Source organism: Aeromicrobium sp. Root495, assembly GCF_001426755.1.
Taxonomy (GTDB): domain Bacteria; phylum Actinomycetota; class Actinomycetes; order Propionibacteriales; family Nocardioidaceae; genus Aeromicrobium.
In genome coordinates, this window is sequence record NZ_LMFJ01000001.1 from 213,609 (window position 1) to 227,743 (window position 14,135).

The 14,135-nt window shown below is 68.5% G+C and carries 17 protein-coding genes; all 17 read right to left on the minus strand.

Annotated features, from left to right (window positions below; translation table 11 throughout):
- Nucleotides 1-5 precede the first annotated feature (5 nt).
- Nucleotides 6-1,475 (minus strand): N-acetylmuramoyl-L-alanine amidase, encoded by a 1,470-nt coding sequence (locus ASD11_RS01165; RefSeq protein WP_056282151.1) that lies wholly within the window; start codon nucleotides 1,473-1,475, stop codon nucleotides 6-8.
- A 65-nt stretch (nucleotides 1,476-1,540) separates the two neighbouring features.
- Complete coding sequence (locus ASD11_RS01170; RefSeq protein WP_056282154.1) at nucleotides 1,541-1,930, minus strand: hypothetical protein; 390 nt, start codon at nucleotides 1,928-1,930, stop codon at nucleotides 1,541-1,543.
- Entirely contained in the window at nucleotides 1,917-2,387 is a 471-nt protein-coding gene (locus ASD11_RS01175) for a hypothetical protein (protein ID WP_056282157.1), read from the minus strand. The genes ASD11_RS01170 and ASD11_RS01175 overlap by 14 nt, the downstream gene beginning before the upstream one ends.
- 46 nt (nucleotides 2,388-2,433) lie before the next feature.
- Nucleotides 2,434-4,857, minus strand: coding sequence for a hypothetical protein (locus ASD11_RS01180; protein ID WP_156464524.1), 2,424 nt, complete (start codon nucleotides 4,855-4,857; stop codon nucleotides 2,434-2,436).
- A 45-nt stretch (nucleotides 4,858-4,902) separates the two neighbouring features.
- Nucleotides 4,903-6,432 carry a hypothetical protein gene (locus ASD11_RS01185; protein ID WP_056282166.1) on the minus strand — a complete coding sequence of 510 codons (1,530 nt, stop codon included), beginning with the start codon at nucleotides 6,430-6,432 and terminating at the stop codon, nucleotides 4,903-4,905.
- Nucleotides 6,432-7,184, minus strand: coding sequence for a hypothetical protein (locus ASD11_RS01190; protein WP_156464525.1), 753 nt, complete (start codon nucleotides 7,182-7,184; stop codon nucleotides 6,432-6,434). Before ASD11_RS01190 ends, ASD11_RS01185 begins: the two co-directional genes overlap by 1 nt.
- A complete protein-coding gene (locus ASD11_RS01195; RefSeq protein ID WP_156464526.1) occupies nucleotides 7,181-9,055 on the minus strand; it encodes a phage tail protein in 1,875 nt (624 codons plus the stop codon). Before ASD11_RS01195 ends, ASD11_RS01190 begins: the two co-directional genes overlap by 4 nt.
- A 119-nt stretch (nucleotides 9,056-9,174) precedes the next feature.
- Nucleotides 9,175-9,414 carry a hypothetical protein gene (locus tag ASD11_RS01200; RefSeq protein ID WP_056282175.1) on the minus strand — a complete coding sequence of 80 codons (240 nt, stop codon included), beginning with the start codon at nucleotides 9,412-9,414 and terminating at the stop codon, nucleotides 9,175-9,177.
- A gap of 137 nt (nucleotides 9,415-9,551) precedes the next feature.
- Complete coding sequence (locus tag ASD11_RS18440; protein WP_056282178.1) at nucleotides 9,552-10,010, minus strand: hypothetical protein; 459 nt, start codon at nucleotides 10,008-10,010, stop codon at nucleotides 9,552-9,554.
- Nucleotides 10,011-10,092: 82 nt separating this feature from the next.
- Entirely contained in the window at nucleotides 10,093-10,638 is a 546-nt protein-coding gene (locus tag ASD11_RS01210; RefSeq protein ID WP_056282182.1) for a phage tail tube protein, read from the minus strand.
- On the minus strand, nucleotides 10,635-10,880 hold the full coding sequence (locus tag ASD11_RS01215; protein ID WP_056282184.1) for a hypothetical protein: 246 nt from the start codon (nucleotides 10,878-10,880) through the stop codon (nucleotides 10,635-10,637). Before ASD11_RS01215 ends, ASD11_RS01210 begins: the two co-directional genes overlap by 4 nt.
- Nucleotides 10,877-11,266 (minus strand): hypothetical protein, encoded by a 390-nt coding sequence (locus ASD11_RS01220; RefSeq protein WP_056282187.1) that lies wholly within the window; start codon nucleotides 11,264-11,266, stop codon nucleotides 10,877-10,879. The genes ASD11_RS01215 and ASD11_RS01220 overlap by 4 nt, the downstream gene beginning before the upstream one ends.
- Nucleotides 11,259-11,510, minus strand: a complete 252-nt coding sequence (locus ASD11_RS01225) for a hypothetical protein (protein WP_056282190.1) — start codon at nucleotides 11,508-11,510, stop codon at nucleotides 11,259-11,261. Before ASD11_RS01225 ends, ASD11_RS01220 begins: the two co-directional genes overlap by 8 nt.
- Complete coding sequence (locus ASD11_RS01230) at nucleotides 11,510-11,854, minus strand: hypothetical protein (RefSeq protein ID WP_056282194.1); 345 nt, start codon at nucleotides 11,852-11,854, stop codon at nucleotides 11,510-11,512. The genes ASD11_RS01225 and ASD11_RS01230 overlap by 1 nt, the downstream gene beginning before the upstream one ends.
- A complete protein-coding gene (locus ASD11_RS01235) occupies nucleotides 11,851-12,390 on the minus strand; it encodes a hypothetical protein (protein WP_056282198.1) in 540 nt (179 codons plus the stop codon). Before ASD11_RS01235 ends, ASD11_RS01230 begins: the two co-directional genes overlap by 4 nt.
- Entirely contained in the window at nucleotides 12,390-12,773 is a 384-nt protein-coding gene (locus ASD11_RS01240) for a hypothetical protein (RefSeq protein ID WP_056282201.1), read from the minus strand. The genes ASD11_RS01235 and ASD11_RS01240 overlap by 1 nt, the downstream gene beginning before the upstream one ends.
- Complete coding sequence (locus ASD11_RS01245; RefSeq protein WP_156464527.1) at nucleotides 12,770-14,116, minus strand: phage major capsid protein; 1,347 nt, start codon at nucleotides 14,114-14,116, stop codon at nucleotides 12,770-12,772. The genes ASD11_RS01240 and ASD11_RS01245 overlap by 4 nt, the downstream gene beginning before the upstream one ends.
- Nucleotides 14,117-14,135 lie beyond the last annotated feature (19 nt).

The window sequence follows — 14,135 nt, forward strand, 5'->3', positions numbered from 1 at the left end:
TGCTCCTATTCGGGTGGCCAGGCCGCGACGTTGACGTCGACGACCTGGGGGTTGTGGTCGGAGGACTTGTGGCCGTCGCGCTGGTCGGCCAGCTCGACGTCGGCCGTCTTGTGCACGAAGACGGCGTCCTCCCGCTCGCCCGCGGCGGGCACCTTCCACCGGTTGATGGACGCGATGCCCTTGTCACGGACCGTCGCGGCGACGTCGAACGCGTCCCGGTAGTCGGTGTTCTCGGCGACCCAATCGCGCACCCACGCCCGGCTGTTAGCGTCACCTCCGACCACCACATGGTCGGGGGCGACGCCGTACTGGCCGCGGAGGCGGGCGACCTTGGCGAAGATCGCTGCGATCTGATGCACCCGCGCGAGGTCCGCGCCGGACTCGTTCTCGAGGTGGTACGACACGCACAGCCACCGCTCGCCGGTGACCCTGTTCCTCAGCACGGCCCACACCATGGGCTTCTGGTCGCCCCGGTACAGCGTGTCGAGCGGCAGGTCGTAGAGGCCGGCCGCGACCTTCGTCCACCGGTTCTTGCGGTAGAAGATGACTCGCCACTTCCCCGATCCGGCCCCATTGGTAGCGCCGGCGTTGGCTAGGCCGAGCTTGTCGAGGGCCTTGTCGTACCACTTGACCTTTGACGGGCCGCCGGCCTCCTGCACGAGGAGCACCGAGGCGGCCATGGCGAGCAGCAGCTTCACCTGGCGGGCGCGACGGATGACCCAGGCCGGCCACTTCCCGACGAGCTCGGGGGCCTTGAGGTTCCACGACACGACACGCTCGATCGCCACCTTCGCCGGCTCCGCGGGGGGCGTGGCCGGCTTCGGTCCGGTCACGCCGGCCACGCGGGCGGCGACGTCGCGGCGGAACTGGCCCATGTCCAGGTTGGGGTCCGCCTTCGTGCGCTGCGCAGAGATCTCGCCGTGGCCGACGGACTCGAGCCCGTCCCACTTCTTGTACCGGGCGACTGCGGCGCAGATCTTCACCGACGACGTGCGCTGCGCCGACGTCATCGTCTTGGCGGCGATGTTCTCGATGCCCATCGTGAACGCGTTTCCGTCGGCCCCCGTGCCGCGGAAGCGTGCGTCGTAGGACTTGTCGGTCGAGAAGTCGGCCGCGCGCAGGTGTGCCTGCACCGAGGTGCCGACCTGCCCGGCGTGGTTGCACCTGCCGGCGCTGTTGAGCCACACCGTGCCGTCGGGCTCGACGACGAACTGGCTCTTGGTCGGCACGTTAGGGTCGCCGTTGATGATGTCTCGGATGTACTGCAGCACGGTCCTGCTGCCGAGGTTGCCGGCCGTGATGTGCACGACGATGCCGTTGACGTCACCCCAGCCGCGGGAGTTACGACCGAGGCCCTTCTCGTGCGAGCCGTCGTGGCAGCGGCAGCGGTCACGCCAGCCGGGGACCTCCTTGACCGTGAGGCCCTCGGCCTTGAGAACGGCGAGCAGGGTGGACGGGGTCAGCGGTGCAGACATGGTGCCTCCTGGGAATGGCGAAGCCCCGGCGACCTCAGGTCGGCGGGGCTGGGACGGTGCGGCGGTCAGTGCCCGGCGGGCGGTTCGGGCAGGGTGATGCCCTCGGCAGCGGCGGCCTTCCGAACCTCGAAGGCCCATGCCCGCCAGGCGACAACTTCGCCCTCCAGCCGGGCCACGGTGGCGCTGTTCTCGGCGTCGCGCAGGACACGGTCACGCTCGAGCTTGCCGACCTGGCCGTCGAGACGGCGCACGGTAGCTGCGAGGTTCGCGTACTCCACGCCGCGACGCTCGACCGCGGCTTCGCGGCGGCGCTCGGCGTAGTCGTAGTAGCCGCGGCCGAAACGACCGAAGATCTTGGCGAGATTCTCGGACGCGGTGGCGGCAGCCACGAGGACCGCAGCCACGATCGCGGCGTAGATCACCCAAGGGTTGGACGAGACATCAGGCGCGGGCACTGGCGGCCTCCTTCACCATCACCGGGTGCGGCCCCATCCGCCACCAGAGCAGGCAGTGCAGCACCGTCGGGAGGGCGAGGCCCGCCCCGGAGCGGACGCCGTCGAGCCAGGGCCGATCGAGATAGCCGGCGGTCAGCCCGATCGTCAACGCGAGGTAGACCGCGAAGAGCCACACATGACCAGCCCACACGAGGAAGTGCGCCCGCAGCACGTAGATGCCGACACACAGCGCCGTCGTGCCGGCCAGGATGCCCAGCCCCCAGAGCCACAACGGGGCGGCGGCTTCGATGCCGACCAGCACCGGCGTCTGCCCCGGCTGCGGCGGCCTCGCCTGGGTGTCGTGGCCAGTCAGGTAGTCGTACGCTCTGACGGTGGCGGTGGCAGCCAGCGCGAGGCTAACTATGCGGACGTCGGCGCCGAGCAGCCGTGCTGGAGCGTAACGGTTGAACCTGATCATGCGGCCCCTCCTGAGGTGGTTTTTACGCTTCCAGAGTTCAACCTGCTCACGCGACTGCCAGCCCAGCGACTGAGGCGAGCGCGGCGTAGGACGTCAGCGCTTCGTTCTTGCGCTGAAGAACCGAGGCGACCTGAGCAGGGCTGAGATGGGCGTGGAAGGCCACGGCCTCTATGTGCCCCCAGCCGGCAGCCTCGCCCGTCGTGAGCGTCGGGTACGCCTTCTTGTTGTTGCGCATGTCCCAGAGCTGCGACGCCGAGTTTGTGAGGCGTCGGGCGCTGCGTGCGGCGGAGGAGGCGCGGAAGGGCAGGTACCCGCCGACGAATCCGAGCTGGACGATGCCACCGGTCTCGACGGTGTCGAGGTGGAACGGTGAGATCTGACCCGCGACCTTCTCGGCCGCGGCGGTGAGGATGTTCGTTGCGGCGTAGGAGGTGTAGTCGGTGCCGGCGGACCAGTCGATACCGCCGACGGTGCCCATGCCGGGGACGTATCGGCGGGTGGTCATGCCAGCGATGGCCAGTGGCATGGTCTGGATCGCGCCCCACCACCCGAGCGTCGTCGGCTTGAGCTCGTCGAGGGTGGCTGTGATGAGCATGGTGCCGGCGCCTCGGAAGCTGTAGACGTTCTGCACCAGCACCGCGCCGGCCGCTGTTGCTGCGGTCGTGACGATGGCCTGTCCGATGTTGGCCTTGAGCGCGTCATAGAGCGAGGCATAGTCGACAACCTCGTATGTCTCGCGGACGATGAACTCTCGGCCGTAGTAGGTGCCGTCAGCGGTGAGTTCAATGCCGTCGAGCCACAGGCTCAGCCGGTTGCGGGTGGTCGACCCCGGCGAGAGCATCGTGTTGCCCGACCCAGCCGACCCGGTGACCTTCGTCGTGTAGACGATCGCGCCGGTATGCGTTGCTCCGGAGACGTGGGTCAGGTTTGAGGTCGGGTTGACGTTGGCCGACGTCACCGGGGTGCCGGCGTAGGAACCGATGACCTTGAGCTTGTTGTCGGTCGTCAGTGCGGCGAGGACGTATTCGCGCGAGCCGTCGGTCCAGACCGAGCCGATGTCCGCACCAGTCTTGCCGTCGGGGTTGTCGAATACGGCCATGCAGATGTAACCGTGGCCGGCGCCGACCGTGTCGAGCTGGGTGCGGATCGGAGTGATCTGGTCGTCGACGACCTGACAGGCGGCGCCGTTGAACGTCTTGGTGTCGAACGTGAAGCCGCCGTTCTTTGAACTGACGCGCTTCATCGTCGTAACCAGTGGCTTGCTGTCAACAGTTTCGGTGACGGTGAACGTGGTCCCGGTGATCGTGACCGCGACGCCGAGGCCGTTGGACAAGAGCTGGTTCAGCTTCGCGTCCTCGGCGGTAGAGCGGAACAGGCGCACCGACTCAGAGGTGTGAGGAGCGCCCTTCCAGCCCCACCGGTTACGGGTTCCGTCGCCGTACATGTCGGCGGTCAGCAGGGTGCCGCTGATGACGATGGCCCCGGTCGCGCGAGTCTTGACGCCTGTCACCGACGTCGCACCGACTGCCGACACGATGACCTCGACGACGACGTGGTGAGCGTCTGCGGGGACGGTGATGTTCGAGGTGGCCCGGAACTCCCATGTGTCGGTTGCGAGGGCCGTGGCGGTGCCGTCGACCTGCGAGAGGGAGGTGTCGTCGGCCTTGTAGAACCGGGCACGAATGCGGGCGTTCATCGACGTCGCACCAGTCGGAAACTGCGAGTTGACCATGGCGCCGATGCTGATGACCTCACCGGGCGTCACAGGTACGACGTAGGGCGACGCGGACGTCAAGCCACCGAGGTAACCGACCCACACCGACGTGGTGCCAGAGCCGGCCACGCGTGTGTTCTCGATGCCGTAGGAGAAGCCCGAGGGAAGGCCCGTCGTGATCTCCACGATGTTCTGCGAGACGCCCGAGGACCCGGTCGACCCGCCGGACAGGCCGCCCTTGAGCTGGGGATTCTTGAACCGGTTCCGCAGGTATTCCGGCGCCTGGGTCGTGGTTACGACGCCGATTCCCGCGACGGCCCCCGCGACAGCCTCCTCGGCCGCGGCCACCACGTTCTCGTCAGCAGCGAGCGCCGCGCTCACCTGCTCCGGAATCGTCTCAACGCCCTCCTGCACTTCCTGCAGCGCGACAAACCAAGCCGGCTCGGGCGCGGAACTGGGCTCGAGGGTCGATGGATCGACCGGCACGAGATCCTTCATCAGCAGGTCGCCGGCGCCGGCAGTCACAAACGCCACGATGACGTCCTCGCCAGCGACGGTCGACGCGAACCGGTACGGCTCGCCTACCTCGAGCTCCACACTGGAGGGCGGGTTTGTGATCGGCACCGGCTGCGGCGTCGGGTAGACGAGGGTGTCGCCTGCCTCGCCGCGGAAGACTCGGCAGACGAGCATCGAGTCGCCGCTGTCACGCCAGTCAGGTCCAGAGCCGCGGTCGAGCACGACGGTACGAGTTGCCATCAGACGTTCTCCTCAAAGTGGGTCGAAGGTGCGGTCGTTCGGCGGTCAGCCGAGGATCGCGAGGGACAGGGACTGCTTGATGCCCGAGCTGTCGCCCGACGTCGTGATCCCGGTGACCATCGCCGTGGCATCGAAGTCGACGTCGGGGTAAAGCAGCCGGTCGAGGTCGGAGATCTCGCGACCCAGGTGAGGGACGACGTTGACGTCGTCGACCGTCCACGACGCCGACTGCACACGCGCGACGATCCGGTCCAAGATCCACTCGGCGTCGTCGGGATCCTGGATGTTTCGACCCAGATTGAACGTCAGCGTGTTCGTCGCCGCTGACTCGGATGCACCCCACGCGAGGACCTCGGGCTCATTGACGCTGGCCGCGTCCCGGGTGCCGACGACCGCCGAACGAGTCCCCCTGGGGAAGTCGGTGAACCCGACCGTGCCCGACGGGTACCAGGGCGCCAGCAGGTACCGGGTGCCACCCGTGTCGTTGGTGACCGCGACCTTCCAGGTCGACGAGTTGACCTGGGTGACCACGGCGACGAGCAGGTCCACAGAGCTCGTGCCATTGCCGTCGCGCGCGGACGTGCTGTACACCGAGGTCGGGCCCGCGAACTTGGGGAAGACGATGGTGCCTGGGTCGAACGTGAACGTCTTCGTCGCACCCGCCGCGACCTTCGCCCCGGGAGGGAACCGGAAGATCGGTGCGGCGTCGAACGGAGCCGCACCCCACGGGGTGTCGTCGAAGTCAGGTGGGACGAAGCTGACCTCGACCCGGTCGGCGACGGCACCAGGGTCCTGCGCCCAAGCCAGGTCCTCGAAGCGGTCCTGCACCTGCAGCGTCTCCACGACAGAGCCCTCGCCGGCTAGGTAGTGGGCGTCGAGGACACGGATCGTTGTCCCGTCCAGGCTGAGGAAGATCGCTCCTAGGTTGGCGGCAGCGATCTCCTGCATGGCCGAGAGCTCGTCCGTCTTCCGCGGGAAGTAGGCCCCGTCGAGCTCGGTGCCGAACTCGGCCGAGAAACTGATGTCGTACCCGTTGCGCAGCGCGGCGGCCTGCAGGAGAGACGTGCTTCCGAAGCTCGACCCGAAGGCGCTCGGCCAGTCGTTCTTCACACGATTCGCGCGCCGGAGCTTGACGAGATCCTGGACCATGGTGAGAGTCAGGAACTTGTCGGACAGCTTCCCGCGGACGGGGTCGAGGATGAACTTTCCCAGCAGAAACGCTGTCGACCCCGACGGCCCGTCATAGGACGCGACGAGCTCGCACTGCCCGGACTTCGGCGGGGCCTCGTCACCGGCCCGCCACGGAGCCAGAAGCCCGCTCTTGGATTGCGGGATGGTGCACGAAGCCTCAGCGATCGGGAACTGTGTGGCCGCGTTGATCTGCCCCGGCATCAGCGGGGCGTCGAGGTTCGCGGTGACCGACCACTCGCCCACACGCGTCGTCCCCGCCGGCAGAGCCTCACCGTCGATCACCGACGCCGGCGGCCAGGACGAGTCCTCGACCCGCAGGTACACCGCCGGCGGCTCCTGCACGACCTCGGAAGGGTCCGGCCAACCGGCAGGCAGGGCCCGCATCAGCCGACCTCGGTGAGGACGTAGGACGAGTCGGCCAGCGCCAGCCGGTCATGCCACGACATCTTGAACGTTGGCGCGCCGTCACTGACGAGCACCTGGCACGGCGTCGCTCCACGCGAGGGCAGGAATCCCAGCCTGTCGACAGACCCCTCGGTCAGGCGAGCCGCGGTCGTGACGTTCGCGAACGTCCAGGCGATGACTGCGCCCTGGTCGGCGGCTGGCCGGAAGGAGACCGAACCTCGACGCGCGCCGGTGCCCGCCGGAGCGACGATCGGGACAACCGCCCCGTCAACCTCGATCGTCCCAATGGTGGCGCCAGCAGTCCGGATCGTCGTGTAGGACAGGTGATAGTTCTGACCGGCCCGGACACGCACTTCGCTCTGCTCGCCCACAGTGAACGCTGGCATCAGCACCTCGTCCACGGCGATCGTCGCGGAGCTGCGCCCCTCAGTGCTTCGCGGATCCAGCATGTTGATCTGCGCGAGCACGGTGTCCAGCAGCCACACCTCGGCGTCCGGACGCGACGCTGCGTAGTCCAGCCAGCGGGTTGCCTCAGGATCCTCGAGCTCGAACGAGAAGCCCCAGACCCGCTTCACGACCGGCGCGACCTGCGCGAACACCACGTTTCCGATCGTGGTGAACAGAGACGCCGGACGAGAGGCGCTGATCGAGACCCCCGGTGCGACGTTGTCTAGGTGCTTCCAGGACCCGCCGACCTGCAGGAAGTACGGCGCCCCACGCGATGCCGTCACGATGCCCCGCCCTTCCGCTTGATCTGGTGGTTCGCCTCGGCAACGGCCAGCGTGAACTCGCGCCCGCCGAGGACCAGCCGGTGCCCGGCCTCGACCGCTTCGATGAGGCGGAGCAGCAGCTCGACGACGTCGCCCTGAGATCCACCTGCGGGCAGCGGGGAGATGTTCGATCCGTCGGTCGAGGCGGACCCCATCGGGACGACCATCTCGTCCTGCCCCGCCTCGGCCAGGAGCGCCAGCGTGCCGCCCGGACGGGCCTTGACGATTCCGCCCTTCGCAAGCTGCGGGATCGGGTTGTCCGGCAGATCGACCGAGATCTTCCCCTTGCCGATGCTGTTCGGCAGCGCGCCGTTGATCTTGCTGATCGCAGCGTTGATCGAGCCCTTGACCACCTGCCAGATGTTTCCGGCGACCTCCGAGACGAAGCCCGACCCGCCCTTGAGGCCATCGAGCAGCGCCGACAGGACGGCGCGGCCGGCGGACCTGAGCAGCCCGCCGAGTGCGCGGATCTTGCCCGGCAGCCCGCGCACCGCGGACACAACGCCGTTGACGCCAGAGCGAGCGAGGTTGCCGATGCCCGACCACATCTCACGGAAGATCGCCTTTACGACCACCGCGGCACTCTTGAACGCGAACCGGATGGCGTTCCATCCCTGGGCCACTACGCCACGGATGACCGCCCACGCGCCGCGCAGGATCAGCTTGATCCCGTCCCACACCCCACGCCAGTCGCCGCGGAGCAGCGAGGAGAAGACCTTGAAGATGCCGCGGATGATGGAGAACGTGCCGCGCAGGATCGTCAGGAGATTGGTGAGGGACGCCTTCGCGTACTGCAGGATGTTGTCGCCGAACGCCCTCCACAGGGACCGCACGATCGACACGCCGTCGGTGAAGATCGACTTGACGTCCGACCACACCTGAGCGACCGTCGTGCGGAACTGAGCGACCCTTGAGCCGGCGCGGTCAGTGTCGCCGCCGAGGCCGGAAAGGAAGCCGCGGATCACCGCGACGCCTCGAGCGATCGACGGGCCGAGATCGAGCAGCGCGGGCAGCAGCCGACCACCCACGAACGTCGCGAGCTTGTCGATCAGCGGCAGGAGCGCCGTGCCGATGGTCTCCTTGAAGTTGCCCCACGTGACCGCGAGCTTCTCGCCGGCAGTAGCCGACGCCTCAGCCGCGCCACCGACCTGGCCGCGGACCTCCTTGAGGATGATCTTCTGCGCCGCGAGGGTGTTGCCCTGCTCGACGAGGCCCTTGATGAGCTTCTTCTGGTCCTCGGTGAACGTGACGCCCGATCGACCGAGTGCAGAGATGCCCTTGATCGGGTCGTTGAGGGCCTTGCCCATCAGCACCGACGCCGAGGACACGCTGCCGAAGCCCGCGGCCGACAGGTCGGTCGCGGCCTGGGTCGCCTGGTTGAAGATCTTGTTGCCCTTGCCGGCCTCGTTGCGCACGTTCTTGAACGTGAGCAGCAGGTTCGCGCCGGTCTGGATGGCCTCGTCGTCCATGCCGGACTTGTTCGAGATCGCCGCCGCGAGGTTGCCGACCTGAGACGCGGTCACATTGGCCGCGCCGCCGGTCGCCTTGATCGTCTGCGTGGTGAGCGCGCCGACCTTCTGGGACTCCCGCGCTTCACCGATCGCGTCGCCGAGGAAGTCCTTGACCTTGACCGCAGCGAACGCCGCACCCAGGGCGCCGGCGATCTTGCCGACGCCCATCCGCATGCCGCCGCCGAACCGCTTCCCGGCACGACGCCCGGCCTTGTCGGCCTCAGCGTCGACCGGGGCGAGGCCCCTAGCGACCTCTCCCTGCACGCCCTGGAAAGATGGGACCAGCGAGACGTATGCGGTTGCGAGCTCGGTTGCAGCCATCGGTCCTCCGTTCGGGCGCGGCGGACCAGCCGGGAGCAGACCTGCTCACGGCGGATGACGTGCGACGAGCGACCGTCGCGGAGGACCTGCACGACGCGTCCCCGAGAAGGACGCGCCGGCTAGGAGGTGTGGCCCTTGGCCTGCACGCGGGCGATGTGACGCTCGCGGGCCAAGTCGTGCCGAGCCTGCTGCTGAGCAGCAGCTTCGAGCTGCTCAGTCAGCGCGGACGGGGTCGGGAGGATCTCGGGCTTCGTGCCCTTGTCCTTGACCTGGTGGTACTCGAGGGCGCGGAGACGGAACTCCATCAGCCGCAGGAGGTGCCACTCCTCGCTCATGGACTCGTCCGACCCCTCGGACATGTAGACCGCCGCACCCGCCGGGAGGTAGGTGGCGAGCGCGGCGGCCTTGCGGACGCTCAGCGTGCCGCGGTAGAGGTCGATCAGGTCGACCCCGTAGAAGCGTTGGAAGTCGGCTTCGAGAGCCCCGCTGTGCTCGACTAGGAGGTAGGCGAGGCGGAGTAGTTTCCCGAGCTCAGCGCGGCGAAGATCTCGGAGAGGAACTCGCTCATCGGTTCGGTCGGGACGCGACCGGACTCGAGCCGGTGCGCCTCCTTCCAGCCGCGCCACTGGTCCTCGCCGAGCATGCGCTTCATCAGCCCGGGCAGCATGTGCAGGGCGTCGTTGTTCTGGATCTCGCCGAGCATCTCGAGGATCTCGACGTCGTCGAAGACGTCCTCGTCGAGCACGTAGTCGACACCGTCGAGAGGTACGACGAGGTCCTTCCTCGACGACGGCGTCGCTTCGTTCTTCGCTGCCTGCACGCCGGTGGCCCGCGGCTTGCGAGCCGGCGTCGCCTTCTTGGCGGGCGGGCGCTTGGCCGCGGCCTTCTTGGCCGGGGCCCGCTTCGCGGCGGGCTTGCGGTCGGTGGGCTGCTTCGCGTTCCGTGGTGCGGTCATTCGTCGGCTCCTGTCGGGGTGCGTCGGCTGAGGTTGAACCGGCAGGGCGAGCGCCGACACACTCGCCCTGCCGGGGTCTGTGTCAGGCAGTGACGAGCGCGGGGTTGTTGGTGACGATCTCGTACTCGTACATCGTCACCTCGAACTCCATGATCGTCATGTCCGTGTTCTTGTGGGGGATGGTGCCGCTGAAGATCGCCTCACCCCGGATGACCTCGTACCGCTTGTGCACGTCGCCGTCGACGAAGTCGGCGATGAACGCCCGCTCGTCGGTGATCGTGCCGGCGGCCGGCTTGATGCGCGTGATCCCGCCCGCCGTGGTGATGAGCGCGCCGGGCAGCAGGAGCCCCATCGTCACGAGGTTCTCCTCGAGCGCCTGGAACTTGAACATGTCCGTCGTCGAGGTGACACGACGGCGCACCAGCTTGCCGCCCTGCCAGCCGTTGAACGACGCGACGTCCTTGTCGGTGCTGACGTCGACGCCGTCCTCGGAGATCCACCCCACCTCCGGGAAGTCGCCGTCGTCGGGGGTGGCGAGGCCGGTCGGGAACGTGGTTCCGAGGTCGCCCACGTACACCGCCCCGTCGTGGTCGCCGTAGATGCGGATGTTCTCGAGTGCCTTCGTCATGACTGGCTTCCCTTCGGTGCGGTGAGGCGCCCGTGTCCGATGTGGAGCACGTGGCGGGCTTCGGCGGCGGAGAGGTCCACCTCCGTGTCGGGTTCGTGGGTCTCTCCGTCGCGCGTGGTGTGCGTGACAGAGAGCGTGATCGCGACCTTCGCCGCCGTGGCGGTGTCGGGCGCTTCGACGGCCGGCGCCTCGGCGGGCACGACGTCGTCGACGGGAGGCTGTGAGTCCTGGGCCTTGGTCATGGTGTGGTGCCTTTCAGGTGGAGGTCGAACGTCTGCGTGTAGCGCGAACGGGGTACGGAGGGCGTCGGCAGGTTGCCGGGGCCGGAGAGCTCGGTGACCGTCTTGAGCAGGACGCCGGCGACCTTGGTCCCTTCCGCTTCGGCCAGAGCCTCAGCGCAGGCGCGGAGCAGCGCCAGGGCGTCGGCCTCGGTCTGGGCGAACGCCTCAACGACGACCGTCGCGAGCTCGGAGATCCGGCTGACACGGCCAGCGCCACCGGTGCGGATGACGCGCACGAACTCGTCGGGCAGCTCGTCCGGCAATCGCGACGCAACCGGCGTGCCGACTGACGCGAGGATCGTGGTCAGGAGGTCCTCGACGTCCGCAAAGCTCGCGACCTTAGCCACGGCCGGCGTCGATCGCTCGCGTGAGGGCGCGGTCCTCGGCTTCGGCGCGCATGGCGTCCGGGGTGGCGGTGCGGACCGTCGCGCGTGCGCGGATCTGGCCCACCTCGGACGAGGCTTCCATGCCCTCGCCGCCAGCGTCGGCCATCGCCTGAGCGCGCCGCAGCAGGTCTGCCCGCACACCCTCGGACCGCAGCACGTCACGGACGCCCTGGTCGTTCATCTTGATGCGGATGCGCGTGGCCATCAGCCGTGCCACCTCTCGAGTCGTAGCAGGACGTGGTCCGAGCGCAGCCCGTACTCGTGGCGCTCGGGCTCGCCGAGGATCTTGTAGTCCAGGCCGTCGGGCCCACGGACGTGCTGACGGGCGGTGACCTGCGTGCCGGCAGGGAGGAAGACGCGCGCGGTGGCGGATGAGCCGGTGCGGTTCTCGTCGTCGGCCTGGCCGGGGCCAGGCTGGAACGAGCACCCCGTCACGTCGTCCTCGGCCGCCGGCGGCTTCTTCCAGTCCGCGACCTCGCGGCCGTGGTCGCTGGTCGTGGCCGCGGTGAGCAGCGTGATGGTCTGCTGGGTCGACGAGAGGATGCTCACGAGCTGACCCGGTAGCGGTCGAGGATCGCCTTCTCGTGCTCGAGAAGCGCGATGCCGCCGGACACCCCGGTACCGACTAGGGCGAAGCCGACGTCGATCTCGCCGGCGTGCTCGCGGGTGCGGCCCGACGGGGAGTCGATCGCACGGGCGGCGACCGCGGTCACGACAGCGACCACGTCCTCGGGAGCATTCTCGTAGCCGTGCGTGAGCACGACAAACGTCTTGCCAGGGCGAGGCGACCAGCAACCCGCGTTGAGCTGCAGGTAACCGGCCTCGGAGTCGTCGACCTGATCGAGGTCCACGACACGACCGTCAGTGACGACGCTGACGATCTCACCGATCTTGAGCGACGGCAGGAACAGCAAGTTGCTGCCGTCACCGTCGAGCTTGAGCGTCTCGGTAAACGCCGGCGCAATGTGCCACCCGCAGTAACTGCGGACGGCGCGCTGAGCCCGCTGGACGGCCGCGGCCTGGTCGCCCGACAGAAGCTTCGTCAGGTCACCGACAGCCGCGAGATCGTCCAGCGGGCCCGGCATCAGGCGCCCTTGCCGCGCGGCGTGCGCGCCTTGTTCGCCGGCTGCGCGGCAGCGGTCGTGACCGCCCCCGCCTTCGCCGACGCGGCGTGCTCGTCGAGCTTGGCCTGCAGCTTCTCGGGGTCACCCACGAGAGACCGCAGGGCCTCGAGCTCGGCCGCGTCCTTCTCGGCCTGCTCGCGCCCCTCCGGGGTCGACGCCGCACGGAGCTGCTCGAGCTCGGCGGCGTCGGCCTCGGCCTGCGCCTTCGCCTGGGCCGAAGCCTCGGCGTACGGATCGACGACCGGCGTCGGCTCGGACGGCTCCAGCTCGAGAGCCTTCGCCTCCTCCGGGCGGTACCGGATGCCGTCCACGGTGATCATCCCGACCGTGTCGCGCGCGCTCATGCGGCGGGCTTCACGATCACGAGACGGGCCGGCTTCCAGATGACCTGCGCCGCGCGGAGCTCGCCGCGGACGTAGGTCATGTTCCGCTGTGCGTAGTCCTTGTGCTGGTTGAACGCCACCACGGACAGGCCCTCACGGTCCAGGAGCGCCACCTGCTTGAAGTCACCGAGCACCGCGTGGGTGTCGATGAGCTTCTCGCTCGTGACGCGCGGGCGACCGAACAGGGTGTTGGCCCCGCCGCCGAACGGACCGCCGCTGTAGTAGCGGCCGTCGTTGTCCTGCAGGAGGTCGAGCGCGGCGTCCATCTCGGGCGAGAGGACGATCGCGTCGACGTTGCCACCCGCGACGCGGATGACCTTGAGGATGCCGATGCGGGCGGCGCGGATGAACGCCTTGACCGTGGCGTCGACCGGCAGACCGTCGGCGCCCACGGGCGAGGCCGTGTACTCGACGGACTGCACGCCGGTCGTGTTGTAGATCCCCTTGGGCTGGCCGTTGATGCCGGTGCCGTTGAGGATCTTGTCCTCGACCACGGCGTCGAGCGAGTACCGCAGCTCGGCGTCCATGTAGGTCGCGAACGCCGGGGCGTCAGCGAGGAGCTGGTTCGTGACGTCGTAGCCGTCGGCGTAGGTGTAGACCTTCGCGTCGGCGAGCTGCGTGGACAGCTCGCTGACCGGCTTGAGCGCGGCGGCGTCGGTACCCGAGGTGGCCTCGGGGACGACGGCGGCGTTGCGCGTGACCGCGATGACCTGGACGTACTCGAAGTTGCCCGCGGTCTGACCACGGCTGATGAGGTCCAGGAACGTCAGGCGGTCCCGGTCGACCATGTCGACCATCGGCACCCGGATGTTCTGGATGCGGGCCTGCGGCGACGTGAGCGCCTTGCGACCGGAGAACCAGTCATCGAGGCTGCCGACCTTGACCTTGCCGATGTCGACGGGGGAGCCCTCGCCGACGCCGGAGGGGTTGGCCTTCTGGAACGCCGTGTACTCGGCGGACTTGACGAACCGCTGGCCGAAGCTGCGGTGCTTGACCTTGGTGCCGCCGCCCTTGCCGCCGAGGCCGCCGAGGTCGTTGGGGTCACCGCCGCCGAGGTCGACGTCGTCGTCGACGTCGTCGTCGCTGTCCTCGATGGACTTGAGGAACGCGGCCGAGTCGGCCGCCTTCTTGGCCGTGTCGGAATCGGTCTTCTTGGACTGCGCCAGCGCGTAGTGCTTGGCGTAGTCGCGCGCCTCGTCCTCGGTCAGCTCACGGTCGCCGTCGGCCTTGGCCTTGGCGGCGATCTCCTGAGCAGCCTTGGCCGCGGCCTGTGCCTCCTTGAGGAGGCGCACCCACTTCTCCATGACTTTCCCTTCTGGTTGG

Excerpts from the sequence above, each read along its gene's own strand:
- ASD11_RS01225 (WP_056282190.1), bottom strand. The coding sequence starts at position 11,510 with ATGGCCACGCGCATCCGCATCAAGATGAACGACCAGGGCGTCCGTGAC.
- ASD11_RS01215 (WP_056282184.1), bottom strand. The coding sequence starts at position 10,880 with ATGACCAAGGCCCAGGACTCACAGCCTCCCGTCGACGACGTCGTGCCC.
- ASD11_RS01185 (WP_056282166.1), bottom strand. The coding sequence starts at position 6,432 with ATGCGGGCCCTGCCTGCCGGTTGGCCGGACCCTTCCGAGGTCGTGCAG.
- ASD11_RS01240 (WP_056282201.1), bottom strand. The coding sequence starts at position 12,773 with ATGAGCGCGCGCGACACGGTCGGGATGATCACCGTGGACGGCATCCGG.
- ASD11_RS01235 (WP_056282198.1), bottom strand. The coding sequence starts at position 12,390 with ATGCCGGGCCCGCTGGACGATCTCGCGGCTGTCGGTGACCTGACGAAG.
- ASD11_RS18440 (WP_056282178.1), bottom strand. The coding sequence starts at position 10,010 with ATGACCGCACCACGGAACGCGAAGCAGCCCACCGACCGCAAGCCCGCC.
- ASD11_RS01165 (WP_056282151.1), bottom strand. The coding sequence starts at position 1,475 with ATGTCTGCACCGCTGACCCCGTCCACCCTGCTCGCCGTTCTCAAGGCC.
- ASD11_RS01195 (WP_156464526.1), bottom strand. The coding sequence starts at position 9,055 with ATGGCTGCAACCGAGCTCGCAACCGCATACGTCTCGCTGGTCCCATCT.
- ASD11_RS01180 (WP_156464524.1), bottom strand. The coding sequence starts at position 4,857 with ATGGCAACTCGTACCGTCGTGCTCGACCGCGGCTCTGGACCTGACTGG.
- ASD11_RS01210 (WP_056282182.1), bottom strand. The coding sequence starts at position 10,638 with ATGACGAAGGCACTCGAGAACATCCGCATCTACGGCGACCACGACGGG.
- ASD11_RS01175 (WP_056282157.1), bottom strand. The coding sequence starts at position 2,387 with ATGATCAGGTTCAACCGTTACGCTCCAGCACGGCTGCTCGGCGCCGAC.
- ASD11_RS01245 (WP_156464527.1), bottom strand. The coding sequence starts at position 14,116 with ATGGAGAAGTGGGTGCGCCTCCTCAAGGAGGCACAGGCCGCGGCCAAG.
- ASD11_RS01200 (WP_056282175.1), bottom strand. The coding sequence starts at position 9,414 with ATGTCCGAGGGGTCGGACGAGTCCATGAGCGAGGAGTGGCACCTCCTG.